25 protein-coding genes and 1 tRNA gene are annotated in these 26,024 nt (G+C 45.7%); 13 read left to right on the plus strand and 13 right to left on the minus strand.

The annotated features are described in order from the left end of the window. The first annotated feature begins 18 nt into the window (after window positions 1-18). The 5 genes from pqiA to HMPREF3091_RS16295 all read left to right on the plus strand — a co-directional run bounded on the left by pqiA (window position 19) and on the right by HMPREF3091_RS16295 (window position 5,166). A complete protein-coding gene (pqiA, locus tag HMPREF3091_RS16275; protein WP_083321448.1) occupies window positions 19-1,287 on the plus strand; it encodes a membrane integrity-associated transporter subunit PqiA in 1,269 nt (422 codons plus the stop codon). Next, window positions 1,280-2,920: an intermembrane transport protein PqiB gene (pqiB, locus tag HMPREF3091_RS16280; RefSeq protein ID WP_070717081.1), complete on the plus strand. Its 1,641-nt coding sequence runs from the start codon at window positions 1,280-1,282 to the stop codon at window positions 2,918-2,920. The genes pqiA and pqiB overlap by 8 nt, the downstream gene beginning before the upstream one ends. Continuing rightward, entirely contained in the window at window positions 2,920-3,480 is a 561-nt protein-coding gene (pqiC, locus tag HMPREF3091_RS16285; protein ID WP_070717084.1) for a membrane integrity-associated transporter subunit PqiC, read from the plus strand. Before pqiB ends, pqiC begins: the two co-directional genes overlap by 1 nt. A 258-nt stretch (window positions 3,481-3,738) precedes the next feature. Beyond that, entirely contained in the window at window positions 3,739-3,906 is a 168-nt protein-coding gene (gene rmf / locus HMPREF3091_RS16290; RefSeq protein ID WP_004095659.1) for a ribosome modulation factor, read from the plus strand. 318 nt (window positions 3,907-4,224) lie between these two features. Next, on the plus strand, window positions 4,225-5,166 hold the full coding sequence (locus tag HMPREF3091_RS16295) for a LysR family transcriptional regulator (protein WP_004095657.1): 942 nt from the start codon (window positions 4,225-4,227) through the stop codon (window positions 5,164-5,166). A 74-nt stretch (window positions 5,167-5,240) separates the two neighbouring features. Here the strand turns inward: HMPREF3091_RS16295 and fabA are convergent, their stop codons facing one another. Beyond that, the gene (gene fabA / locus HMPREF3091_RS16300) at window positions 5,241-5,759 is read right to left on the minus strand and encodes a bifunctional 3-hydroxydecanoyl-ACP dehydratase/trans-2-decenoyl-ACP isomerase (protein WP_004095655.1); all 519 of its coding nucleotides are present in this window, start codon (window positions 5,757-5,759) and stop codon (window positions 5,241-5,243) included. A 68-nt stretch (window positions 5,760-5,827) separates the two neighbouring features. Beyond that, window positions 5,828-7,573, minus strand: coding sequence for an AAA family ATPase (locus tag HMPREF3091_RS16305; RefSeq protein ID WP_210403566.1), 1,746 nt, complete (start codon window positions 7,571-7,573; stop codon window positions 5,828-5,830). A gap of 208 nt (window positions 7,574-7,781) precedes the next feature. Here HMPREF3091_RS16305 and matP point away from each other — a divergent pair, with 208 nt between their 5' ends. Beyond that, the gene (gene matP / locus HMPREF3091_RS16310; protein ID WP_035504134.1) at window positions 7,782-8,240 is read left to right on the plus strand and encodes a macrodomain Ter protein MatP; all 459 of its coding nucleotides are present in this window, start codon (window positions 7,782-7,784) and stop codon (window positions 8,238-8,240) included. Window positions 8,241-8,358: 118 nt separating this feature from the next. On the opposite strand, the gene ompA is transcribed toward matP, so the two are convergent. Both ompA and sulA read right to left on the minus strand, forming a co-directional pair. Next, window positions 8,359-9,414 (minus strand): porin OmpA, encoded by a 1,056-nt coding sequence (gene ompA / locus HMPREF3091_RS16315; RefSeq protein ID WP_035504036.1) that lies wholly within the window; start codon window positions 9,412-9,414, stop codon window positions 8,359-8,361. A gap of 357 nt (window positions 9,415-9,771) precedes the next feature. Then, window positions 9,772-10,278, minus strand: a complete 507-nt coding sequence (gene sulA / locus HMPREF3091_RS16320) for an SOS-induced cell division inhibitor SulA (RefSeq protein WP_070717087.1) — start codon at window positions 10,276-10,278, stop codon at window positions 9,772-9,774. 222 nt (window positions 10,279-10,500) lie between these two features. Between sulA and HMPREF3091_RS16325 the strand changes: the two genes are divergently transcribed. Continuing rightward, complete coding sequence (locus HMPREF3091_RS16325; RefSeq protein ID WP_004095650.1) at window positions 10,501-11,121, plus strand: TfoX/Sxy family protein; 621 nt, start codon at window positions 10,501-10,503, stop codon at window positions 11,119-11,121. 60 nt (window positions 11,122-11,181) lie between these two features. Here the strand turns inward: HMPREF3091_RS16325 and yccS are convergent, their stop codons facing one another. Further along, window positions 11,182-13,317: a YccS family putative transporter gene (yccS, locus tag HMPREF3091_RS16330; protein ID WP_070717089.1), complete on the minus strand. Its 2,136-nt coding sequence runs from the start codon at window positions 13,315-13,317 to the stop codon at window positions 11,182-11,184. 11 nt (window positions 13,318-13,328) lie between these two features. After that, the gene (locus HMPREF3091_RS16335) at window positions 13,329-13,775 is read right to left on the minus strand and encodes a YccF domain-containing protein (protein WP_004095646.1); all 447 of its coding nucleotides are present in this window, start codon (window positions 13,773-13,775) and stop codon (window positions 13,329-13,331) included. Window positions 13,776-14,082: 307 nt separating this feature from the next. Between HMPREF3091_RS16335 and helD the strand changes: the two genes are divergently transcribed. Further along, entirely contained in the window at window positions 14,083-16,137 is a 2,055-nt protein-coding gene (helD, locus tag HMPREF3091_RS16340) for a DNA helicase IV (protein ID WP_070717093.1), read from the plus strand. A 94-nt stretch (window positions 16,138-16,231) separates the two neighbouring features. On the opposite strand, the gene HMPREF3091_RS16345 is transcribed toward helD, so the two are convergent. Continuing rightward, window positions 16,232-16,690 (minus strand): methylglyoxal synthase, encoded by a 459-nt coding sequence (locus tag HMPREF3091_RS16345; protein WP_004095643.1) that lies wholly within the window; start codon window positions 16,688-16,690, stop codon window positions 16,232-16,234. Window positions 16,691-16,794: 104 nt separating this feature from the next. After that, window positions 16,795-17,304, minus strand: coding sequence for a YccT family protein (locus tag HMPREF3091_RS16350; protein ID WP_070717203.1), 510 nt, complete (start codon window positions 17,302-17,304; stop codon window positions 16,795-16,797). 190 nt (window positions 17,305-17,494) lie between these two features. Between HMPREF3091_RS16350 and HMPREF3091_RS16355 the strand changes: the two genes are divergently transcribed. Then, window positions 17,495-17,911 (plus strand): CoA-binding protein, encoded by a 417-nt coding sequence (locus HMPREF3091_RS16355; RefSeq protein ID WP_004095632.1) that lies wholly within the window; start codon window positions 17,495-17,497, stop codon window positions 17,909-17,911. 69 nt (window positions 17,912-17,980) lie between these two features. Here HMPREF3091_RS16355 and hspQ read toward each other — a convergent pair whose 3' ends face one another. Beyond that, window positions 17,981-18,301, minus strand: coding sequence for a heat shock protein HspQ (hspQ, locus tag HMPREF3091_RS16360; protein WP_035504032.1), 321 nt, complete (start codon window positions 18,299-18,301; stop codon window positions 17,981-17,983). Between the two features lie 168 nt (window positions 18,302-18,469). Further along, window positions 18,470-19,663, minus strand: coding sequence for a 23S rRNA (cytosine(1962)-C(5))-methyltransferase RlmI (rlmI, locus tag HMPREF3091_RS16365; RefSeq protein ID WP_070717095.1), 1,194 nt, complete (start codon window positions 19,661-19,663; stop codon window positions 18,470-18,472). A 109-nt stretch (window positions 19,664-19,772) separates the two neighbouring features. Between rlmI and yccX the strand changes: the two genes are divergently transcribed. Next, entirely contained in the window at window positions 19,773-20,051 is a 279-nt protein-coding gene (gene yccX, locus HMPREF3091_RS16370) for an acylphosphatase (RefSeq protein ID WP_070717098.1), read from the plus strand. On the opposite strand, the gene tusE is transcribed toward yccX, so the two are convergent. Together tusE and yccA are read right to left on the minus strand one after the other, a co-directional pair. Next, window positions 20,052-20,381 (minus strand): sulfurtransferase TusE, encoded by a 330-nt coding sequence (gene tusE, locus HMPREF3091_RS16375; RefSeq protein ID WP_008813055.1) that lies wholly within the window; start codon window positions 20,379-20,381, stop codon window positions 20,052-20,054. It lies immediately after the preceding gene. Window positions 20,382-20,553: 172 nt separating this feature from the next. After that, entirely contained in the window at window positions 20,554-21,216 is a 663-nt protein-coding gene (gene yccA / locus HMPREF3091_RS16380) for an FtsH protease modulator YccA (RefSeq protein ID WP_008813056.1), read from the minus strand. Window positions 21,217-21,486: 270 nt separating this feature from the next. Here yccA and HMPREF3091_RS16385 point away from each other — a divergent pair. The 3 genes from HMPREF3091_RS16385 (at window position 21,487) to HMPREF3091_RS16395 (ending at window position 24,131) form a co-directional block, all read left to right on the plus strand. Beyond that, window positions 21,487-21,574 (plus strand) — tRNA-Ser (locus HMPREF3091_RS16385). A 543-nt stretch (window positions 21,575-22,117) separates the two neighbouring features. Beyond that, the gene (locus tag HMPREF3091_RS16390; RefSeq protein WP_139146222.1) at window positions 22,118-22,960 is read left to right on the plus strand and encodes an FG-GAP repeat protein; all 843 of its coding nucleotides are present in this window, start codon (window positions 22,118-22,120) and stop codon (window positions 22,958-22,960) included. Window positions 22,961-23,480: 520 nt separating this feature from the next. Next, window positions 23,481-24,131 carry an acyl-homoserine-lactone synthase gene (locus HMPREF3091_RS16395; protein WP_004095615.1) on the plus strand — a complete coding sequence of 217 codons (651 nt, stop codon included), beginning with the start codon at window positions 23,481-23,483 and terminating at the stop codon, window positions 24,129-24,131. Here HMPREF3091_RS16395 and HMPREF3091_RS16400 read toward each other — a convergent pair. Further along, the gene (locus HMPREF3091_RS16400; protein ID WP_004095613.1) at window positions 24,112-24,852 is read right to left on the minus strand and encodes a helix-turn-helix transcriptional regulator; all 741 of its coding nucleotides are present in this window, start codon (window positions 24,850-24,852) and stop codon (window positions 24,112-24,114) included. The genes HMPREF3091_RS16395 and HMPREF3091_RS16400 overlap by 20 nt on opposite strands. Window positions 24,853-26,024 lie beyond the last annotated feature (1,172 nt).

A 26,024-nucleotide genomic window follows, 5' to 3' on the forward strand; every position in this document is an offset into this window, starting at 1 on the left:
GAAAAGTGGGAAAAAAGTATGTGTTCTGGACATCATCTAGATTCAGAAAACAAAATATTATGCCCGCAATGTGACATGTTGGTAGAGCTGCCTCCGCTCCCAGAGGGTACAAAAGGGAGCTGTCCGCGTTGTCATACGACCCTTGTGGCCAAGTGGCGAGAACCGCGCCGTCAGCCAGTGCTGTATGCTTTCTGTGCACTGTTTATGCTGATACTGTCGAATCTTTTCCCCTTTGTAAACATGACCGTTGCTGGGATTAAGAATGCGATTACGCTAATCGAAATTCCTAGGGTTCTCGTATCCGAAGATTATGCCAGCATGGCATCGCTGTTTATGATTTTTGTTCAGCTAGTGCCTGCATTTTGCATGGTCGCAGTTATTCTGTTGAATATGCGGGTGCCGATGCCAACTCAGCTTAAAGTCATGATGGCGAAGGTGCTTTTCAAGTGCCGTTCGTGGTGCATGGTTGAAATTTTCTTGGCGGGGGTTCTGGTTAGTTTCGTCAAACTGATGGCCTATGGCGATGTTGGGGTGGGTAGCAGTTTCCTGCCATATTGCCTCTTTTGCGTCTTACAGGTTCGCGTGTTTCAGGTTATTGATAAACGCATTCTTTGGAGCGATATCTTGCCTGCACCAAAGCACCCTGAAAATTTACGCGTTGGTGTGACGGGAATTCAGCAGGGATTACGTGCGTGTACATGCTGCTCCGCCATTTTACCTGCCGATCAACTCTCTTGCCCACGCTGCCACACGAAAGGCTATGTGCGCCGACGCAATAGTCTGCAGTGGACCATGTCGCTTTTGGTCACGGCCATCATGCTCTATATTCCAGCTAACGTATTACCCATCATGGTGACACAGGCGCTCGGCACTAAGCTGACGTCGACGATTATGGCTGGGGTCATTTTGCTATGGGGAGAGGGTTCTTACCCCGTGGCGATGGTGATTTTTATTGCAAGCATCATGGTTCCCACCCTAAAAATACTGGCGATTGCATGGCTGTGCTGGGATGCCAAATATGCAACTCGCGGCGATAGCGAGCGTATGCATTTTGTATACGAGATCGTGGAGTTTGTTGGTCGTTGGTCAATGATTGACGTGTTTGTTATCGCCGTGCTTTCTGCGCTGGTTAACATGGGTCAGTTAATGAGTATCTACCCTGATATAGGTGCATTACTTTTTGCGATGGTGGTTATTATTACCATGATCTCGGCGATGACATTTGATCCTAGGTTGATCTGGGATCGGGAACGTGGCTTAACGTACAAGGAGCCTCAAAGTGAATGAGCAAGAAACTGGCGTAGCGAAGGTTGAAAAAATCAAACGCTGGTCCCCGGTTTGGATTGTCCCGATTGTGACAGCATTGATCGGTGCATGGGTGATTTTTTATCATTTCAGCCACCAAGGGCCAGAGGTGACGTTGATTACCTCCAGTGCCGAAGGTTTGGAAGGCGGTAAAACCGCCATCAAGAGCCGCAGCGTCGACGTAGGCGTTGTTGAAACCGTCACGCTGAATAATGATTTAACCAAGGTCATCGTTAAGGCGCGTCTGAATTCAGGCATGGAAAAACTGCTACGTAAAGATAGCGTGTTTTGGGTGGTGAAACCTCAGATTGGGCGTGAAGGCATTTCTGGGCTTGGAACCTTGCTGTCCGGTGCCTATATCGAACTTCAGCCGGGTTCCAGCAAAGATGAACGTGAAGAGTTTAATCTTCTGGATCAACCGCCTTTAGCACCACCGGATGCTAAAGGGATACGTGTAACATTAAACAGCGAGCAGGCAGGGCAGCTAAGCCCTGGCGATCCGGTGTTGTTCCGCGGTTTGCGTGTTGGGTCGGTAGAAACCAGCCAGTTTGATACTAAGAATCGTCAGATTCACTATCAGGTCTTTGTTTCTGCGCCATACGATACTTTGGTGACCGATAATGTTCGCTTCTGGATCGACAGCGGTGTTTCATTTGATATGTCCGCTCAAGGCATGCGCTTGGAAATGGGGTCGCTGACAACCCTTTTCAGCGGCGGTGTGAGTTTTGATGTGCCGCAAGGTTGGGCTGTAGGGAAACCAGCAGCGAATCAGTCACAGTTCGATTTGTTTGATAATCAGCGCAGTATCCAAGAGTCGCTGTATACCGAGCATAAAAGTGTGCTGATGTTCTTTAGCGATTCAATTCGTGGATTACAAGTCGGTGCGCCCGTTGAATTCCGTGGTATTCGGTTAGGTACTGTGGCCGAAGCGCCGTATTTTGTGAACGGTCTAAGTCAAAAGTTAGACTCTGACTATCAAATACCTGTATTAGTTAATATTGAGCCGGGTCGTATTCAGCAAAAACTGGGTGACAATTTTAACGTCGAACAGCATCTATTCTCTGGCGTGGGTGAAGGTCTGCGTGCTTCGTTGAAATCAGCTAACTTGCTGACAGGCTCGCTGTATATTGACCTCGATTTTTATCCGCAGGCAAAACCATGGAAAGGCCCGCGTAAAATTGATGGTCTGCCAGTGGTACCAACGGTTAGCGGTGGCTTAGCGCAGCTACAGCAGAAACTGACCGCAACATTGGATAAGATTAATGCTCTGCCGCTCGAACCGATGATCAACGAAGCGACTAATACGTTGAAAGCCAGCCAGAAAACGATGGCCGAAACGCAGAAGACGCTCGATGCACTCAATAAACTGGTTTCGAGTAAAGAAGCACAAGCGCTACCAGCCGACATGCAGAAAACGCTGATCGAGTTGAATCGAAGCGTGAAAGGCTTCCAGCCGGGATCTCCTGCCTATAACAATATGGTGGGTGATATGCAGCGTCTGGATCAGGTCTTAAGGGAGTTGCAGCCGGTGTTACGTACTCTGAATGAGAAGAGCAATTCATTGGTATTTGAGGCGCCAGCGGGTAAAGATCCACAGCCTAAGAGGACGAAATAATGAAAGTCTGGATGATCGGCGCAGCGGCACTGTTGCTCAGTGCATGTAGCAGCCAACCACAGAAAAATTATTATCAGCTACCAGTGCCGACGGCAACAACATCGGTCGTTCATGCTCCCGTCGAAAGCGGGGCACATCAGCTGTGGCTAGAGCGTGTGAACGTGGCTGATTTCTTAAGTGCATTAGGCGTGGTGTACCAAACCAACGATGTGCAGTTTGTGACGGCGGGTAATAACCTATGGGCTAGCCCTTTGGAGCAACAGTTGCAACAAACGATGGTGGCTAATTTGAGCGCCGCTATGCCGGGGTGGATAGTGTCAGCTCAGCCGTTAGGAAACGTTCAGGACACTCTGAATATCAATGTCACCGGTTTCCACGGGCGTTATGACGGTAAGGCGGTTATCAGTGGTGAATGGATCCTGATGCGTAACGGGCAGCTGACTAAGCGTGCGTTCAATCTTGTATTGCCAGTGCAGCAGGATGGCTATGATGCATTAGTGAAGACGTTAGCTCAGGGGTGGCAGCAGGAGGCGCAGCAGATCGCGCGTCAGGTTCAGTAATACTCTGAAGTAAAATAGTCTAAACAAACTCCGACTTGTCGTAACGCGGCAAGTCGGTTTTTTTTATGTAGAACAGGAAATTGTGAATTTTGTTTTTTCTTCTACCTTTGTGCACCCCTGTTTATCGCTCACATTTGTGACAATGGTATGAATTTTGCGCATTGACCCGCAGCCTAAAAGCGTCTATTGGTTAAGTGTAGTCGCTAGACGGCTACTACTGTTTTCTTTCCAGCAGAACTGAAATGAGGGAAATGAGGCATGAAGAGACAAAAACGCGACCGCCTAGAACGGGCTCAATCACGTGGCTATCAGGCTGGTATCATTGGGCGCTCTAAGGAGTTTTGCCCCTATCAATCTGTAGATGCTAGATCGCACTGGTTGGGAGGCTGGCGGCAGGCCATGGAAGACAGGTCGGTTATGGCCTGATGGTCATCGCTATCAATTCATATTAGTGATAAAAACCTCTGCTTAGGCAGGGGTTTTTATTCGATAAGTGATACCTTGGTGAATGTATTTAGCGTTAAGTTAATATTTTTATATGTATCAGATTATATATTTAAACCTAGATTAAAATAGGCTTTATTCTTTATAACCTATCAGATAATGTATGCTTGAATGAAATTATTATAGGGTGGTAAATTCATTCCATGGACGAATAAAAAAGTCGAATCACATTTTCATTTTTAATGAATCAAGTGATTCACATAGTATCAAAAATGGAATTTGCTATTTGGAGTTATTGGGATGTTTGAACATCAGGATAGTTTAAAGTCACTAAGGAAGTTTGACCTTAATTTATTGACAGTTTTTGAAGCCGTGTACTATTACAAAAGTGTAAGTAAGGCTGCCGATATTTTAGGTATGACATCTCCGGCTGTAAGTCAAAGCATTCAGAGGCTGAGACAGTATTTCCCAGACCCACTTTTTATCAGATACGGAAAGGGGATATCTGCGACGGTCTTTGCTGATAGTATGCATGAAAATATCAAGGGTAGCTTAAGCGGCATTATTGACATTTTTGCAGACAAAGGCGACAGCATTCGTAACCTAGTCATCTGGAGCGATCCTCATCTGGCTCAGGTTCTGATACCTGATATCTGTAGCCATTTGATGTCATTACCTAAGCTTAAATGCCGCATTGTGCATAATCTGTTGCCCGAAGATGCTGTCGGCGTGGAGCATGCGCTGTTGTATCATAAGACGGATATTATTTTTGATATTGCGCCGATCTTTAACTCAGCGATTGAGTCTGAATTGATTTTCCGAGAAAAAATTGTCGCCGTATGCGGTAAAGATCACCCAAGACTGAAAGATTCCCTATCGGCGAATAGTTTAAAGGATGAGCGCTGTATTACTATAATGAAAGACAGAAAGAAAATTAATGAGTTTAAATCTAAAATAGACGTCCTTTTGGGTAAGCGAGTTATTTCCTTTGCATCACCATCTTCTCTTATTGCATTGTCAGTAATTGAAAAAACAAATGACGTAGGTTTTTTCCCTGAGTCAATGTATGAGAAGTTTAAAAATATATATAATCTTAAACGTCTAGAATGTGACGTCGATTTAGGTTCTTACGAAGTCTATATGTCATACAGTAAAAAAGCACTTCAGGATAAAGCGCTATTAGAGTTAGTTGAGAGAGTGAGAGAAACGTTTGTTATGAATAACAAAAGCGTTCATCCCTAACATGACCTAATGTATGCATATCAAAATAAAAAAAGCGCAGGAGACTGCGCTTTTTTATCATAGACAGTTTTAGATTAGAATGCGCTGGTGTCTTTGAACAGACCCACTTTAAGATCGGATGCGTTATAAATCACCTGACCATCAACTAATACTTCACCATCAGCCATACCCATGATCAAGCGGCGATTGATAACACGCTTAAAGTGGATACGATAAGTGACTTTTTTGGCGGTAGGCAAGACTTGTCCAGTGAACTTCACTTCACCAACGCCCAGAGCGCGCCCTTTACCTTCACCGCCGAGCCAACCGAGGTAGAACCCAACGAGCTGCCACATAGCATCTAAGCCCAAGCAGCCTGGCATTACGGGATCGCCAACGAAATGGCAGCCAAAGAACCACAGGTCAGGATTGATATCCAGCTCAGCTTCTACATAGCCTTTATTGTAGTTACCGCCGTCTTCAGTCATTTTTACGACGCGATCCATCATCAGCATATTGCCTGATGGTAGTGGGGGGCCACCTGCGCCGAACAGTTCGCCGCGTCCTGACGCTTCAAGGTCTTCTTTAGTATAAGAGTCGCGTTTATCTACCATAATTCTTGTAAGCCTTATTTTAATGAAGGGTGCATCTTAGCTAACACGTGTACGCTCAACAAGTCCGATCAGCCATGGTTGAACCAGTTTAGCCAGCGTAAAGGCCAAGGTAACTGACGTTTATCTAATGGGCTGATTGCTGCAATGCGTTCCTGAATGGCGCCGATCAGGCTAGGCCCACTCTCACTGCGATAGGCAATCCCCGTCAGAATAGGTAAAGCATCCTCTGCATTTTCTACAGCCCAGAGGTGGAACGTTCCGGCTTTAACAGCCTCAATAACTTCAGCATTCAAGCATAAATGGCGTACGTTAGTCGCAGGGATAATCACGCCCTGCGTCCCTGTAAGGCCACGGCGTTGACACGCCTCAAAGAAGCCTTCTATCTTTTCATTCACGCCACCAATGGGCTGTACATGGCCAAATTGGTCAACAGAACCTGTTACGGCGATCTGTTGATTGATTGGCGCTAGAGACAGCGCGCTGATTAGTGCACAAAGTTCTGCAAGCGATGCGCTATCGCCATCAACTTCACCATATGATTGCTCAAATACAATAGAGGCGGAGAAGGGCAGTTGCTGTTCTAAATCCAGTTCAGAAATCAGGAAGGCTTGCATAATCATCATGCCTTTAGCATGCAGATTACCTCCCAATTCAGCCTTACGCTCAACGTCGGTAAATTCTCCATCGCCTAAATGTACTGCGCAGGTGATACGAGAGGGCTCACCGAACATGAGAGGATGGCCTGGATATTCCAAGACGGAAAGCCCATTGATTTGCCCAATGACTTCGCCTTCGGTCTCGATCAATATTTGCCCAAGCTCAATTTCATCATGCATACGTTCGGCCAGATAGCCTTCTCGCCAACGGCGCACCGCTAACGTTTCATTAAGAGCTTGAGCATCAATGACGTCATTACTATGCAACGCAGCTTCGCGAAGAGTACGCGCAATAAGCGTTGGGCTAAGAGGCAGATTGCCCTGATCGCCAATCGCGCGGATAGCGGTATTGACTAGAACAGGCCAAGCATCTTCCGCAATTGCGGGAAGTTGGTATTCATTGGCAATGGTGGTGACCAGCGAGCACCAGCGGCGCATGTCATCGGTGTCCACCAGTGACATATCAGCTTCAAATTCGCCATACAGCGAGTTAAAGCACAAATCTGGCTCCATATCTTGGAAATCAGCTAATCCTTCGCGGTCGCTGACCAAGATAACCTTGAGGTCAATTGGCATATCTGGGATATGCACCGGTAATGGTTTATTCTCATCAGGTGAGAACCACTTAAACTTGCGCCCAAGAACGATTTGTTTCAGTCGCAGCCAAAGCAACGGCTGAGCGAGCATGGTACGCAACGACAGGATCAACACACCGCCGTTTGCGTGATGAACCATGCCTGGCTCAAGGGTAATTTTTCCGTTGGACTGACGGACTGTGCCGAACAACTGCTCGCCCTCATACCAATCAGCAAAAAGAGAGGTTGCGGTCGCTGCAAAATTGGACTGATGTTTGTCCGCAGGCATGATGCTGACGTGCATACCATCGATATGATATTGGCTGCCGCGCAGGGTTAGCTCTGGGAGCAACTCTTCGGTAGCACGGTGGATGAGCGCCAGATATTCATAAGTCTCTTCCGCCTTCAGGATCATAAAAGGTGAAGGTGATTGCGGGTGGCAGAAATGGGCCAAACTGTTTTCCAGGCGAGGCTGATATTCCGAAAATGCCAGCGCAGGCTGTTGTGCTGCGGCAGCGAAAACAGATTGATAAGGTGTCGTATCGGGCAGTAGCGATTGCCAGTCGAGTCGATAATTGCTCAAAGTCGTCAATTTTATTGTCAGTAGGAAAACCGCAATTATACAAGATTCCACCGTGCTGCACAGGAAACAACAGTAGAAGAGTTAAAAGGAAGTGATTTGGAAACCGGTATGTATAAAAAACAATCAATAATAAATCATGAAATATCTGCAAATCTGGAAAAAGTTGTTATTCTTATACAAAGTTACCGTGTCACTGGCAGATATCTCAATGAAATACCAACAGCTTGAAAATCTGGAAAGTGGGTGGAAGTGGAAATACCTGGTGAAAAAACACCGCGAAGGTGAGTCTGTTACACGCTATCTAGAAAGTAGTATGGCACAGCAGGCTGTTGAGCTGCTGCTAAAGCTTGAGAATGACCCTGTGCATGTTCAAGAGTGGATTCGGGAACATATGAACCCAGATCTACAAAACAAGATGAAACAAACGATTCGTGCTCGTCGTAAGCGTCATTTTAACGCTGAACATATGCATACACGCAAAAAATCCATTGATTTGGAGTATCTGGTTTGGCAGCGATTAGCTGGGCTTGCTCAGCGTCGTGGTAGCACGCTGTCTGAAACGATTGTGCAATTGATAGAAGATGCCGAGCGGAAAGAACAGTACGCCAATAAAATGTCTTCGCTGAAGAAAGATCTCCAGTCGTTTCTGGGAAAAACCTCTGAGTGATAATAAACAAAATTCTTTCGATTTGATTATTGCTGAAGTTGAATAACAAGTTGAATAAACAGATAAAAAAAAGCCTCGCTTAGCGAGGCTTTTTTAATTAAAGGAACTACGTGTTAACTTAAGCCTGTGGCTGAGTTACAACGTCTTTGATGCCTTTAACTTCGATTTCTACGCGACGATCTGGAGCCAAGCACTCGATCAGAGCTGCGCGAGCTTTAACGTTGTCACAGGTAGAACCAGTAACTGGGTCAGCTTTGCCCATGCCACGTGCAGAGATTTTGTCTGCAGGGATACCTTTAGATACCAGGTAATCTACAACGCTCTGTGCGCGCTGCTCAGACAGTTTCTGGTTGTACTGCTCAGAACCGATACGGTCAGTGTAACCCAGAACAACTACGGAACCATCTTTTGGATCCAGGTTGCTTAACTGAGCATACATCTGATCCAGAGCCTGCTGGCCTTGTGGTTTCAGAGTTGCTTTGTTGAAGTTGAACAGAACGTCAGACTTCAGAGTGAAACGCTTGGTTTCAACAACTGGTGCTGGAGCCGGAGCTGGAGCTGGTGCTGGAGCAGCTTCATCCTGACCGAAACGGTAGGTAACACCTACGCTCAGCAGGGTGTTGTCTGGACGTGCAGCAGTTTCGTTAGCATCACCAATGTTGCTTACGAACTGATAGTCAAGACGGGTAGCCCAGTCTTTGTTCAGTGCGTATTCAACACCGATTGCAGCCAGTGGAGAAACACCGGTGTCGTTGCTATCGATGTAACGGCCTTTGGTTGCAGAGTTTGCAGAACCGTCAGCACGCCATACCATACCACCCAGACGGGTGTAGATGTCCAGATCGTCAGCAATTGGGTAGCTCAGTTTAGCAGCCAATTGAACGCCTTGAGATTTGAAAGCACCGTTGTTGTCGCCACGGTATTCCATACGACCTAACCAGTCGTAGCCCATTTCAAAGCCCAGGTATGGGTTTGCTTGGTAACCGAAGAACGCACCGCCACCGAGCTGGTCAGGACGTACGTTGGTGCTACCAAAATGGTTGATGCTGTTGTCGTAGTAGTGGGACCAGCCCAGTTTACCACCAACATACCAAGTATCATCTTTAGGTGCTGCTTGCGCTACGGTAGCGAAACCAGCGAGTGCCACTGCTAATGCGATAGCTGTCTTTTTCATTTTGCGCCTCGTTATCATCCAAATAGGCCAAAGAGCTAGAATGCTACAATTAGCCCTTGGTTAAAATCCTTTGCTAGGTTTTCGCTCGATTAATTACTGTGCCAATTTTCTTGGCGTTATAGAGCAACCTTCGCGATAACAAGTCTACAACGAGATTAGAAACTTACAAGTACGATGTGATATAGCTCAACAAAAAAACGATGTATATGTACACTTCGTTTAACGTTTTGTTCAAAAAATAAACGTCGTTATTTTCGTAAAAAAGAGTAGTAACTCAGGTGTGATGCGGCTTTCTGCTATAAAATTAACTGATTAGCAGAGTAAAAATATTTTTGATCAGATTTCTCTTAAATTTACTCAATGAAACAATTTGGACTGAATTTTTAGCAAGTTTAGTTGTCCGTTATCGGATTCCACGTTGTGATCGGGCTGCATGATCAGTCCAAAACACTCTCCATCCTGAGCGGCTTTTCTTAATCTTGCCCGTTCATTCTGTGTCAGTGGCGGAAGCCAGCCCAATACCACACTATAGTTACCACTACGCAGAGCACATTCCATCGCATAAATAGAGTCTACGGGTTCAATCTGGTTGAGTTGCATAACCTTGCTGGCCGGTAATCCAGAATCGGCTAACCATTGTTTGCTCAATTTATGCTGTGGGTTAAGCCAAAGTAACCAGCGAGATTGCTTACCTAACTGACGCAGTAATGGAAGCAAAAGCAATGACAACATAGGCTGATGTTCGCTATAGACTAATTCACTGATAACGCCTGCATAAGCATTTTCTTGTCCCTCAGGTTGTTGAGCTGAAGTGCTTAAAAATGATGGGCGATCGGTGTAGTGCTGCAGTGAGTGTGTGCGCATAAGTATGTTCTCGCTGTGTGTACTGTATGAATATACAGTACATGGGCGGAGCGCTGAGATCAACCTATTTTTTACAATGCTCTTCGCAAATCTGTGATGAAAAACGCTCAAAATTCACTTTCAGTTTGGATGCTTTTCGGTAATTCGCTATGTTCTTAATTCACTGTTATTGCTAAATAAACTTAATATTTATGCTGTGAATGTAATTACAAGGAGATAACCATGAAAGGATTATTTAGTAACAAAGCGGATATTGCACATGAAGTTTTCTCTTCACTTGGTGCAGTGAAATTGCGCTCGCAGTTTGGTGGTTTTGGCGTGTGGCTGGATAAAACAATGTTTGGTGTTGTATCAGATGGTGAGCTCTATTTGCGAGCGCATGACGAGCTCAAATCTCGCTTTGTTACTTATGGCATGAAGGCTTTTATTTACACCAAACGAGGGATCCCCGTTCGTCTTAGCTATTATCGTGTCGAATGCAACATGTGGGACGATCCCACTTTGCTTCGGCATCTGGCCTATGCGTCGCTACAACAATCCATAGAGCTGAAATCATTGAAAGCAGCAGAGAGTGACGGTTTACGAACCTTGCCAAATATTAACAATATGATGGAAAGACTTTTAGGCAAGATTGGGATAACCAGCGCTGACCAACTGATTAGTATGGGTGAGACCGAAGCGTTTATCCGGCTTAAGAAGCTAAATGCCAATTTACATAATCGACTATTGTTTGATCTGGCTGGCGCAGTACGAAAGTGTCATGAAGCCGCTCTTTCTTATCAGGTTCGTATGACGCTTGATGAATGGCTAAAAAACAACACATATCGATGGCAAAAGAAGTAACGAGCTTTGCACGTATGCAGGGTGCGATATCCCGCCTCCTGCATACGTATCCCTGGGGCATCAGCTGGTCATCAGCCCTTGCTTGAGTTGCATCAGTTCAGGCAGTACGCCCATCATTAAGCTGATTTGCTGTACCACAAGCTGTTCAGTGTTATCTGAGGGCGATGAGTACTCGGTAAGACGATGCTTTAGGTTCTGAATGGCGGCTTCGGTGCGTTCCGAGATGCTGCTGTCATAATTTAGTGCATCATCCATGTAGCAGGCGGCATCATCAAGCATGCTCAAAACCTCTGCGTTATCCAACCGATCGCGATGCGCACCTAGCGCTGAAATGTAGCTCAGCAAGGTATGGTTGAGGCAAAGCAGACGAAATGCCGATTCCTGAGTTTGGGCATTGTTTTTCGGTTCGGCTGACATATTTGAGATAACAGAAGCGAGTTCTGCATCGCAATTATGTGCATCACGGCGTGCAACACGATAATCCAGAGCATTCGATTTGCCCTGATGATATTGCACTAGAATTGCGTCAAGGTAGCGACAATCAGCATTCAGCGTTTTTTGCACTACGGCAGGCAGCGCACGGAATTTCCAATCAGGCCAAATAAAGGTCACTGCTGCCCAAGCAATAGCACAGCCGACCAATGTATCGAACACTCTTGGCCCAGCAACCTCAAAGCCTTCCCCAAGCAGATTGAAGCACAACAAAACCAGTAGGGTGATAAACATAGTGGCATGGGCATATTGCACGTTGCGGAATGCAAAGAACAAAACACCGCTGATCACGATCAATACCATTTGCCCTTCGAGGGAGGGGACAAAATAAAGGATAGGTAGGCCCAGCAATACACCCGCGAGTGTGCCCACGACGCGAAGTGCGAGTCGTCTCTTGGTGGCGTTATAGTTTGGCTGACAGACAAACAGGCTGGTGAGCAAAATCCAGTAGCCGTGGTTTAAGCCGGTAAATTGAATAAAGCCATAACCCACACCTAACACTATCGACATGCGGATCGCATGGCGGAAGAGAGCTGACTGTGGCGTCAGATGACGACTGATGCGCAGCTTCATGTCGTTCCAACCGCTGATACGATCGTCTGACAGCGTATTCTCTTCTTCACGTTCGGTGGCGAGTGACTGTTCGGACTCGATATTAGCCAACTGGGCATCAATGGCTTTGAGATTCAGCAGCAGGTTAAACAGCGATTTCACCAGAATATGCTGATGACCATGCTGAGCAGCAATACGCTGTAATGTGGCTTCCAAATGGGTGAAAACACGTTCAAAGCGTAGGTCATGCTGATATTTCTGCTGCAACAAAATGGACTGCGATAGCTGAGCACAAGCGCGGGCTTGAAGCATTAATAGACGCTGAAAGCGAAACAGCACATCACTATAGCGAAACATTTCGCTGAGTTGCTGGTACTGGAAGTGCGACGAACTGGCCCGTTCATGAATGTCCTGAGCCACAAAATAGTAGTGCAGAGTACGCCGAGTTCCGCGCTGGCCACGGTCACCTTTCAAACGTGTGAGCAATGACGCTTTAGTTTGGTTGAGCGTGGTGACCAGATTACTGTTAGCCATAGCCACATCAATCAGTGGTTGATTGAAATTCCCTTCCTGATCGGGATCGAAGAGGTTGGATTTGGCATCGAGATAAACGGCTAGCTGGCTGTAGCTTCGCGCCAAAGACTCTTGCAACGGGCGAATGGGAAAAATGAGATGCCCCATCAGCGTTAGCACGTTGTACCAAACCGCACCGATTATCAGTAGGAGTGGTTGCTGGTACCAGATGTGATACATCGATGTGCCCAGCATGGTGTAAATAGCGATCAGTAGTGCGCCAAACGCAATGGTCGCATAGCGTTGCCCCAAGGCACCTAGCAGAATAAACCCTACGGTCGATATCATCAGACCGATAGCAAACAGCCACGGATAGGGAAAGAGCAGTTCAATGGAGGCAGAGGCAATAAAAAAGCAGGTGAGGGTAATGGCTAAATTGCGCAAGCGACCAACGAGCCGGTCGTCTAAGTCGGTCAGTGCCGCAGCCACCACGCCCAGCGTAAGCGGAATCGTAAGCCGTGGCTCACCGATAAACCAAGGCACTCCGGCTGCACCCGCCAGTGCGATAAAGATACGAAAGTTATATAACAGAGCGCTACTGTATGCGTAGCGCCTTAATCCTGGTGCAAAAGAGAGCACGTTACGACCCTTTATTTAAAACGACGACTCGCGTTGGCCACGCGCATTTGCTGTGCCACTTCGACAGGTACCACTCGGCGACCCACTGGCCACAGGGCGATAGCCGCAATTTTAAAATTGGCAATACCAACGGGAATACCAATAATCGTCACGCATTGCACAATACCTGCTGCAATATGCGAAAGGCACAACCACCAGCCGAATAAAATAAACCACACGATATTCAGCAGCGTGCCACCGGTGGAAAGCAATGCGTTTTTGCGGTCAGGATATAAATCATCGACGTGTACCGCTTCATTACCAAACGGAACTAATGACAGCTTGGTTATCTCCCAGCAGGAACGCGTTAACGGTAAGGTGAAAATTAAAATGATGCTGACGAGAGTGGCTAATAACCAGCCTAGCGTGGTGAAAAAACCACCCAGCACGAAATTAAGGATGTTTAGTACAGTTCTCATAGTTCTCAGTCACCTAAATGAAACCATTAGCGATATTTAACACGCTGAGTTTACCTTGTTTTGAGCCACTCTGATATTCATCTGCAATAACCGTAGAATAAAAGCGGTAAAAACCTATGTGTCCTATTTCAATAAAGATCAACGCAATGACCCAGATCCTAGGTATGCAGTGCGAACATAGGTAAACTTATTTCATACTTGAAGCTGCATCAGCCTTGACGATGCCCGTTGTTTACTTGTCGTCTTGATGCAACTTCAACTATTTTGGGTATAGTGATATCAAAGAGTGAAAAATGATGGCGAAACAATGGAACTGAGAGCAACCAAAATGGGCCAGCATTTGGCTCAGCATCCTTATAATCGCGTGAGGCTTTTGAACGCGGGCGTTGAGGTGAGCGGCGATCGCCATGAATATTTAATTCCCTTTAATCAGTTGGTTGCCATCCACTGTAAGCGCGGCATTGTGTGGGGCGAGCTGGAGTTTGAGCTGCCGGAGGAGAAAGTCGTGCGTCTGCATGGCACCGACTGGCAAGAGACTCAACGCTTTTATCAGTATCTGCAGCAGAGTTGGCAGGCTTGGAGCGAGGAAATGGCGCAAATTAGCGCTGACGTACTCGCTGCTCAAGTGGAAGAACTTGAGAGTCTTAACGCGCAAGATCGTTGGCTTAAGCGCAGCGAATTGAAAGAGATTCGCACCATGATCGAAAGTTGCTTTGAGGCCATTCCGCTACCGCAACAGCGCCTCGAAGAGTTTGATTCCTGTCGCGAGCGCTACCGTTATTGCCTCAAATGGCTGAACTACGGTTTGAGAATGGTTGATGAACGTAATCAACAATGGACAAAACGCATGCTTGAAGAGCACGCCGCTTTCTTTGAACAAGTAGAAAGCCAGCCGCTGAATGCTTCTCAAGCTCAGGCCGTGGTGAATGGTGAGAATGGTGTTTTGGTGCTGGCGGGTGCGGGCAGTGGCAAAACGTCGGTGCTAGTGGCGCGTGCTGGATGGTTATTGCTGCGCAAAGAGGCTACCCCAGAGCAGATTTTGCTACTGGCCTTTGGCCGCAAGGCCGCCGAAGAGATGAACGACCGCATTCAGGAACGTTTACATACCGAAGATATTCAGGCGAAAACTTTCCATGCTCTGGCGCTACAGATCATTAATCATAGCGGCAAGAAAACCACCCATATCAGCAAGCTGGAAGGGGACGCTCAGGCTAGACAAAAACTACTCGTCAAAGCATGGCAGCAAGAGTGTTCGGCAAAGAAAGCACAGGCCAAAGGGTGGCGTCAGTGGTTGACCGAAGATCTGGAATGGCAGGTTGAAGAAGAAAACTATTGGCAGGATAAAAAGTTGGCGATGCGTTTAGCGCCTAAGCTTGAGCGTTGGATTGGCCTGATGCGTGAGCACGGCGGTTCACAGGCGCAGATGATTGAAGGTGCGCCGGAAGAGATACGCGATCTGTTCCAAAAACGCATTCGCCTGATGTCTCCGTTGTTGAAAGCGTGGAAGTCAGCGCTGAAGGATGAAGGCGCGGTAGATTTCCCTGGGTTAATCCAACAAGCAATTGCTGTTCTGGAGAAAGGGCGGTTTATTAGCCCGTGGAAGCATATTCTGGTTGATGAATTCCAAGATATCTCTCCGCAGCGTGCACGTCTGCTAGAAGCGTTACGTAAACAGAATTCGCGTACTAATCTGTTTGCGGTCGGTGATGATTGGCAGGCGATTTACCGTTTCAGCGGGGCAGAATTATCGCTCACCACGGCGTTTACTCAGCATTTTGGCGACAGCGATCGGCGAGAGCTTGATACGACTTATCGTTTCAATCGAAGGATTGGAGAAATTGCGAATGGCTTTATCCAGCAAAATCCTCATCAATTGCGTAAATCGCTTAACAGCTTGTCCGAAGGCCCGAAAAAAGCGGTAACGATCCTGCCTCAGGAGCGGTTGGAAGACTTGCTCAATAAACTCAGTGGATATGTTAAGACAGAGGAACGCATTCTGATCTTGGCGCGTTATCGTTATCTCAAGCCTGAAATCCTCGATAAAGCCGCAACGCGCTGGCCTAAGCTAACCATTGATTTTATGACGATTCATGGCAGTAAGGGGCAGCAGGCTGATTATGTGATTATCTTAGGATTGCAGGATGGAAAAGATGGATTCCCTGCAACGACGGGAGAGTCGGTGATTGAGCAGGTATTGCTGCCGCAAAGTGAGGATTTTCCCGACGCGGAAGAGCGCCGTTTGTTATACGTGGCATTAACGCGAGCCCGTCATCAGGTGTGGCTATTGCAGGATACCGATAATCCTTCGGTGTTTGTCGACCAGCTAAAACGACTCGGCGTAGCGGTGCAGCGTAAGCCATGAAATAGATCCTATATACCCAAGAATTGAAGCGTGACGGGTATAAACTCATGGGGACCTAGGTCCCCATTTTTGTGTCTTCTTTTGTGGCTTTATACTACTTCAAACGATCGGCCAAATAGCGCTGATAGTCAGGGATAGCGATCTCGACTTCTTCGTTAAACATTGGGGAACTAATCAGGAAATCGGCAGTAGAGCGGTTATTGGCCACGGGAATATTCCAAACGGTTGCCAAGCGCAGTAACGCTTTCACATCAGGATCGTGGGGGACGGCGTTGAGAGGATCCCAGAAGAAAATCAGCATATCGATTTTTCCTTCAGAAATCAGTGAACCTACCTGCTGGTCTCCGCCCATTGGGCCGCTAAGCATGCTGTTGACTGGAATTCCGGTAGCACGTTGAATCAAATTACCGGTGGTGCCCGTTGCTGATAGCTGATGTTGTGCCAGTAACTCTCGGTTTGCTTGCACCCAGCTTAGCAGCGCCTGTTTACAGTGATCGTGAGCAACAAGCGCAATATGTTTTTTTTTGGCAATGGTGCGGGTGGTGAGTTCCATGTCTAAGCCCTTAGCGAATCATATGAATCCACATACATTACAATAAGGTTGTTCACCATAATCAGACTGGACGCAAAAAAAATCGTCACCTGATGATTAATTCATCACTTCGAGGTTTTTTTTATGAGCTCGGGAAGGGCTGCCGTGGCGTTTGACGAATTATAGCGTTGTATGGCCTGCTCGTAGTTAGCTAAAAGAGGCTGGCTGACATGGAGGACATCCGATTTGTAGTCGACGTTATTCCCACGATTATTCAGCAAGTCAAAGCTGAGGTTTTTCTCAAACGCTTTAACGTCATGTTCATTATTCAGTTTTGGCAGTTTAATGTTTATCGACGTAGAGTCGCGCACGTCAAACACCACCACTAAAGGAACAGAGGTAAACATGCGTTGATTTGGCCCAGCGGCTGGAACCATTTTTTCGACACGAAAGAGAATTTGATGCACTCCGCCACTAAGCTCAAGGCTATCGGCACTCTTGAATAGAGCGCTAGGTAACTGCTGACCATCAACGGCGAGTAGTTCAATATCTGAACCAAATTTCAAGGTGGTGGCAAAAACGGACTGGCTGAGCAAAAATAGCAACGCACCTGTCTGTAAAACGCGATATATCATGAAAGCCTCAATTTTAGACTGTGCGAAGAGCATTGTTCAGTAGCCGGTATGGTGTGTCAAAGTATTTTATTATTAATACTTACTTACATGTTAGCCAATTATGGTCAAATGTCGCTTAAGGTCTATCTTAAAGACATTATTAGGGGCCACTTCTTGCCCAATATTCTGTTAGCAATCATTGGAGCTCAGCATGACCGAACAAGAAATTAAAACCATCTTGCAGCAGGTGAAGAGTATTGCGCTAGTTGGCGCCAGCGATAAGCCTCACCGCGCAAGCTATGGCGTTATGGCTTATTTACTCGCGCAGGGGTATCAGGTTATTCCGGTAAGCCCTAAGCTGGCCGGTCAAAAACTGTTAGAGCAAAAAGTGTATGCTACCTTAGCTGATATACCACAGCCAATTGATATGGTTGATGTTTTCAGAAATTCAGAAGCGGCGTACGGGGTTGCAGAAGAGGCTATTGCCATTAAGGCGAAGGTACTTTGGTTACAGCTAGGCGTGATTAACGAAGAGGCTGAAAAGTTAGCCACCGAGGCGGGACTGAAAGTCGTTATGGATCGTTGCCCTAAAATCGATATTCCGCGTTTGGGTCTAGAGAAAGCATAACGCTTTAATTGAGCTGTGTTGATGTATAGCAAAAAGCCCAGAAAACTGGGCTTTTTCGTTATGAGGGGGCTAGTTTCTCAGACGAGGCGCCTGAAGCTGGTGGCGTATCGATTCTGCTAAGTCATCCATCGACGGTTGTTCTGGATGAGCATCGCTATTTTCCCCATCAAGCTGTGCTTCTGCGAGATAGGTATGCACCGCTTCACCCTCTTCGTTTTCCATCACGACATGATACCAAGGCATGTGGCGCAAATGTTCATTTGCCCCCAGCTCATCGGCGTCTGGCGCGACTTCAAGTGAATATTCAGGGTCAATATCTATTACCACACCCAAAGAGCCTAAGAGTTTGTGGCGTACCTGCTGTCCAATGCCAAATTTGCTGGTAATCATACTGACCTCCTGAGAAAACGTCGCTCTATCCCTTTCATTATCAACCGCACTATACGGTTTAAAACATCCAATCATGCGTATAAATATGTGGGCGTAGACAAACGTTTCAAGCTTTCCCTGAAACTTGAAGCTGCTGCAAACGGTGCCAATAGCTTCAATGGTGTTGGATTAGCCGATCACTCGGCAAGCAAAGCCTTTCAGATACAGCCCTTCAGGGTATGACGCAATCACAGGGTGATCGGCTGCCTGACGGTACTGCTCTATAAATTGTACATCACGGCCAGCATCTAGTGCGGCATCCGCCAAAATTTTCTGGAACAGTTCAATCGGCATCAATCCCGAACAAGAGAAGCTTAGCAAAATACCGCCGCTGCTTAGTAGGTTGAGCGCCAGCATGTTGATGTCTTTATAACCGCGACATGCACCTGCGAGCTGGCTCTTGTTCTCTACGAACTTTGGCGGATCCATAATAATGAGGTCAAATTTACGTCCCTCATCACGATATTTGCGTAATAGTTGAAATACATCGTCGCGAACGAATTCGGCCTTACTCAAATCTAACTGGTTGAGTTCAACGTTTTGGCGTGCGACATCAAGCGCAGCCTGCGATGTATCGACGCTAATCACATGTTCACAGCCGCCCATCAGGGCTGAAACAGCGAAGGCGCCGGTATAAGAGAAGCAATTCAGTACTTTTGCATTGGCTGCAAAACGACGAGCGGCTAAACGGCTGTCGCGCTGATCGAGATAAAAGCCGGTTTTGTGGCCTTCTTTGATATCAACCAGAATTTGCATGCCATGCTCACGAATAGGGAGCAGCGCAGGCGGTTCTTCTCCGACAACGGAGCCTTGGGTCAGAGGTAATCCCTCTTTTTTACGTACGGCGACGTCAGAACGATCGTAGATCGCGCATTCTGGATAGCAGTGCTGCAATGCAGCAACCAGATTGGCACGCTGATACTCTGCGCCAGCAGACAACAGTTGCAGCACGATAAAGTTCTGGAAGCGGTCAATGGTGATGCCAGGCATACCATCGGATTCACCGGCGATCAGGCGATACCCAGTCAGGTCATCACGCTTGGCCAGCAAGGTGCGCCACTGCTGAGCGGTTTGAAGGCGGTTGATGAAGAAATCACGATCCACGCTTTCCTGCTGATCAAATGTCCAAACGCGCGCACGGATTTGAGACTGAGGAGAGAAAGCTGCGCGAGCCAGCCATTTCCCCTGAAAATCGCAAACGTCGATGGTTTCTCCTGATGTAGCATTCCCTTCAACGCGGGTTACGGCACCGGAGAATACCCATGGATGGCGGCGGAGTAAGGACTTTTCGCGTCCTTTGGCAAGAAATAAACGTGCGGTCATGTTAGTTTTCTATGATCTATGATGAATCAGACAAAAAGGTGCGACATTGTCCGGTTATGGGACAAGAAAAGCAAATATCCAAATTACCTAGGCTTCATGAGGGGGAATTATGTCAAGAGTCAGTATTGCGGCTTATGTGGCTGGAAGCGTACAGGGTGTTGGATTTCGTTATAACACCCAGCGTCAGGCTCGGGAGTTAGGGCTTAGTGGCTACGCCTATAATATGGATGACGGTCGGGTTGAGGTTGTTGCTGAAGGCGAATCTGACGTGGTACAGCAGCTGGTTGATTGGCTAAAGCAGGGCGGGCCACGCGGTGCCAGAGTCGATCAGGTACTCATAGAACCGCGTCCGTTAGCGCATTTCACTCAGTTTAAAATCAAATACTGATCAAATGCATTTCACCGGTTTCGGTAAACCCGCGAGCTTGGTGGCTTGTTTGGCCGGGCCTTTGGGAAACAGGCGGTAAAGATAACGGCTGTTTCCTTTCTCTTCGCCATACTTTTGCGTCATCGCTTTGACCAGCATACGGATAGCCGGTGAGGTATTAAATTCTAGATAAAACTCGCGCACGAATCGTACGACTTCCCAATGGGCTTCGCTCAATTCAAGACCTTCTTCTGTGGCCAGTAGCGGAACGAGATCTTCGCTCCAATCAGCGCTGTTAAGCAGATAGCCCTGAGCATCCGTTTCAATCTGGCGGCCAGCAAATTCTAACATTAGACAAATATCTCTTATCGACAAATCAGTGGCTATTGTAACTCAAGGGAAGGTCTGGCAGCAAAAGAGCTATTGGTACGCCTAGATGTAATCTAGATAAAAGAAAGCCCCGCGGTTAGCGGGGCACATTTGCGTTGGGTAAAACAGGTGGTACATATCCAGCTATGCTGAATTAGTTACTACGAGCGAAACCGAGAATGCTCAACAAGCTGATAAACAGGTTGTACAGAGAAACATACAGGCCAACGGTGGCTCGGATGTAGTTAGTTTCGCCGCCATGAATGATGTTGCTGGTTTCCCACAGAATGGCGCCGGTGGAGAACAAAATAAACAGGGCGCTAATGGCCAGCGATAGCGCTGGGATTTGTAAGAACAGGTTAGCGATAACGGCAACCAGCAGAATCACGAAACCGGCCATCATCATGCCTGACAGGAATGACATATCTTTGCGTGTGGTCAGTACATAGGCCGAGCAGCAGAAGAATACGGCCGCTGTGCCGCCTAACGCCAGCATAATCAAATCGCCTGCGCCGCTAGCAATAAAGGAGCTCAGAATCGGACCTAGCGTGTAGCCCATAAAACCGGTTAGCGCGAACACAGCAAGAATGCCCGCAGGGCGATCGGCCAAGCGATAGGTCAGGAACATCAAACCATAGAAACCCACCAGCATTAATAACAGGCCCGGCGCTGGCAGCATCAACACAGTGCTTGCAGTGGCCGTTAACGCCGAGAATGCCAGCGTCAGTGCCAGCAAGAAATAAGTATTGCGCAACACTTTATGCGTGCTCAGCAAAGAGTCGCGCGAAGAGGAGCTGGAAACAACAATACGGTCCATAGAATTTTTCTCTTTTGTCAGTAATCAACGGAAAATTATTGATCTAGAGCAAAATAATAGAGAGGAGGCTACGTACGCGAAAGGCGTTTTACCCTTCTTTACTTTGATTACCTCACGAAAGTATCTACAGGCAAAACGAGAATCCGTTGATGTTTTCATCATTGCGTTGAAAAATAAAACAAACAATCGCTAGTTTGGTGATTTTATCATCACTTGAGCATTCTCGTGCTTTACAAGAAATTCTAACGCCGTTATAGTTCGTCCCGTTGCGGAGGAGTGGCTGAGTGGTTTAAGGCAGCGGTCTTGAAAACCGTCGAGTGTAACAGCTCCTAGAGTTCGAATCTCTACTCCTCCGCCAAAATTCGAAGGCCACGCTAAATAGCGTGGCCTTTTTGCTTTTGCGGTTTGTCGATATGCTATTCAGGGGGGGATCTCCTTAAACCTCTCCAGTGCCCAAAGTAGTTGCAAACGCCAAGCCGCAACCTATAGCTGCAGTTAATCTGTTGAAGAATTGAATTACTCAGTGTCAACAAAAAAGCAGTCGCAGCATCAGTAGCGTGTTCCCTCAAATATCTCTATTAATAGTAGGTGAAAATTCTGAAAATGTTTTCATGGCTTTGTCTATGATTTTTTTCTTTCTATAATATAGACGTTTTTAAATTTAAGTCTGAAACTAAGAGTTGCGTTTTTTATCAATCAGCATCATTAGTACAATAGGTACTCCATAAGACGGGCATTTATTATATTAATTAAATTCAAATAACCATTGGTTTTAGTTATCTTTCTATGATTAAAAACAACCAGCGGTTGATTTTTAATTCATTTTGGCGTAGTCATATAAACGTGTTTATATAACTAATTATTTAACTTAAGAACATTAAATAAAATGGTGTGACATACTTTGAACATGATATTGCCTTTAACATTAGCCAGCATGCTCACATCGTATGCTGCAAATGCAGAACCACTGAAAATAAATGATAGCGTGTCCGTTGACGTCAAGGAGTCACCTGCTTCCCACCCACTCCAACTGCTTGTTACTTTACCATCAGGGAAAACGCAATACTTAGGGGCCAAAGATGGACAAGAGGTGGCCGATGAAACGGCGGTGCTATCACACATTGATGCCGATATTAATGGTGATGGTAATACGGATATAATTACCTCTATCCCCGCTGGAATGGTTAATAATTTGTCCAATGTGTATCTGTGGGACAAAAACCAATACAAAGAAATATTACCTAATTCATTCGGCATGTGTGGTGGGTTTTCAAACATGGATATGAGGGACGTTCTTGCCACTGGCGTATTTTATTCATCTTGTCGTGGTGGGCCTTCGTGGTCTACCGATGCTTATAAATTTACTAAAAATGGTAAGCTTTATTTGTATGAAGATCAGGAAGCGAATTACGCCATTGATTCTGATTTTAATATATTACAATTCGATTACTTTGACAGAACTTATGATGAGAGTGGAAAGGTTATCTCTAAGCTAGCATCAAATATGGATGGGGATTTTCATTATGTTATAAAGGTGAATAAAATCCAGCTATTTTCTATGCCGAATGAAAAGAGTCCCCATAAGGCCTATTTGATTAAAGGTGATAAAGTGGATGTTTTAGATGCAAAATTGCAAGAGGATTTTTACTGGGTAAAAGTAAAATACAATAGCTCAAAAGGTCCACTGATTAAGTGGGTCAAAGCTCAGGATACAGAGGATGAAATGACACCTAACGGTTCTTAGGCGCGAAGAGTTAAATGCAATGGACTCGTTTAATAAGGCAAGCATATAAATAAGGTAATGAAAAATTTAATAAAAATGAAAGCAAATCGTCCTCAATTGACTGATTTGTTTTCTGTCTCACACTTACATCAGCTCTTATCCTGAACGAAATGACACAAACACATGCCTAGAGGTAGAGGTCGGCTACAGCTGACAAAATGTTAACGGGGTAATGTTAGTCTCACTTTGGCTCAGAAGGCTGAACCGATAAGCACGGTTGTCGTTATGCCCACATGATTGCCTGTAAGGTATCAACGGATGTTCACTTCTCACTTATTCAATTAACGTCACTGCTTCGGCGAAAATGAAGATAACAATCCTATTCACGCGAAAACATGAAAGATGGAAATACCTAGAGACTTGTCTCATCCTATGATGGCTTTGCTTCATTCAATCCAGAAAAATTGTACAATGGCGCGGGGCAGTTTAGAGCAACTGTAGACAATATGAATAGTTACCAATATGTAATCAAGGTGATGGAATGCTTGAACTATTTGATGTCAGTTATGATGAACTAAATGGAGTGCGTTCGGATGAACTTTATCGACTGAGAAAAAAAACTTTCAGCGATCGACTTGGTTGGGATGTCGTTTGCAACCGCGGTATGGAGTTTGATGAGTTTGATAATCCAAACACGCGCTATATCTTGGGCTTGTATGAAGGGCAGTTGATTTGCAGTGTTCGTTTTGTGCCGCTTGAACTGCCAAATATGATTACTCATACCTTCCACTCTTGTTTTCATGATGTCTCATTGCCAGCCGGTGAAGTGGAATCAAGCCGATTCTTTGTCGACAAAAGTCGCGCTCGAGATTTGCTGGGGGAGAGATATCCTGTTAGTCAGGTTCTTTTTCTGGCGATGATCAACTACGCTCGTCAATATAACTTAAACGGCATTTATACGATTGTTAGCCGCGCTATGCTGACAATACTAAAGCGCAGTGGCTGGCAGGTGAGGGTACTTAAAGAGGCATATCTGAGCGAGGAGGAAAGGATTTATCTTCTCTATTTGCCTACAGACTCTGATAGTCAGGCGAAAATGGCGACAAAAATTAATGCATTTGAAGGTTGTTCACTGCCTGAATTTGAGCACTGGCCGATGTCGGTGGCGGTAATTAAGACTGCATTGGTGTAATCAGTTCGAGTTCAACGCCCAGCCTGATCGCCTGACGGGCGTTACTCACACCCAATTTACTGACCACGTTGCCCATGTGAAATTTAACCGTCCTCACTGAAATACCAATGATTGTGGCGATCTCCGCGTAAGTTTTCCCCATACTCGCCCAGTAAAGTACTTCATGTTCTCTGGCTGTAAACGTTGCTTTGCTTACGCCCATCTCTGAACTATCCTTATCTACTGAAACTGACTGCACGAGCCGATACATTTGCTCATTAATCTCAATCAATAACATCTGCAAGTTGCCTTTCTCAGAAGAGAACTGCTCTTCCAGGTTCGCTTTCATATTGCTATCAATAATTAACGATAGTAGCGCCAGATTGTTGAGATGGTCGTGCAACACGAACGTATAGCCGTTGGCGATATTGTATTTCTTGGATAAAGAGAAAATCTTTGAGACCTTAAGGTCAGACATCAACGTGATGTTCTCATCCCACACGAAAGGGGATGTGCGTTTAAACGCGGTCAGGATCACGGGGTCAATGTGCTGCAGGTTATTCGCAATGTACAGGTTTACCCATTCATCAGGATAGCTTGAGATGATAAGCAGTTTTGACGGGTTTTTCTTGTTGACGACGGTGTAAGCGTACTCAGGACTACCAAATTGGGTCAGTTTTCTATCGATATAATCACGAAGCGTTTCCGTTATTATTTGATTTTTATTGAAAATAGAAAACATATGGCATCCCTGAAGTTTGTTCTACAGTCTCGGCGGCAGTGGTGTACTTAAGTACAGGGTGAGTACAGTACTTAAGTACAACTTACGGAATCTGTCTACACACTTATAATTGTCCCGTGAGTTGAAGATAAAAAAAACCTGACCACGAGAGTCAGGTAGCCAATTCAGCCAACACCAGGGAAAAACTCTGGGCAGTGCGTTTTCAGAGACCACTGTCCAGAGGAGCCTTATAGTAGCATTACTAACGTGAATCTTTCAAATCTTCCCCTCTGAAATCCTGTTTACGGCCTTGTCATGTCTAGTTTGCACTCCGGTTTAGCCGCACAGACAAACGCCAAAGAAGCCTTACTTTATCCCCAAAAATTCCATTCATTATTCTTTATTTTAATAAATTTTATTTACTTAAAAGAAAGATATATCAAATTAGATGTATTGAGTAATATATATGTCTGTTTTTTTATCTTTTATTTTTAAGTATATATTTTGGTTTGTTCTGAATTTTATGACTTCTTATAGACTCTTGCCCCTGTTTTAGGGTAGGCCTAATCTCAATAGCGCTTAATTTTTCCATATAGATTCAATCTGGGCATAAATCCTATTTTTAACATGCAATTTGCCGCTGTTAGTGATGCTTAACGGCGGAGTTTTGTTTTGAAAATACCTTTTTCATATGGATGAATTAGTCACGCTATATGCTTTTGAAGAATGATTGTGACTCAGCGGTTACTTGCATATGAGGTTTGTGCTTTATTCCCATAAACACTGTCTTAGTACGTGCCAAATGTTATTTCGCCATTAAATTTAGCACCGGAAATATCTGATTTTTCCTTCCGAGTTACTCCTGGAATCATTAATGTCGCTTGTGACTCAACCCATTGACCTACAAGGATTGTGGTTTTGTTTTAAAGGAAATTTCTTATATTTCAAATGGATGATCTTGATCACAAATCATCGACACTGTTACATTCTGTAACAGTTAAGGGTTTCTTAATTGTGCCTAAATGTTCTTAGACTCGTGCCTGAGTATATTGCGTACTCACCTTTCCTTATTGTTTAAATAAATACAGAGATAGACCAAATAGCGCCAATCGATGAACGTTTTTACTACGCCGTTTATTCGTAATTAATCCACCTGTCTGCGGTGCTTTAATTTTAGGTAGGGAATGTTTGTC

Origin of the sequence: Hafnia sp. HMSC23F03, from assembly GCF_001816025.1 — a bacterium.
In the GTDB taxonomy this organism is placed as follows: domain Bacteria; phylum Pseudomonadota; class Gammaproteobacteria; order Enterobacterales; family Enterobacteriaceae; genus Hafnia; species Hafnia paralvei.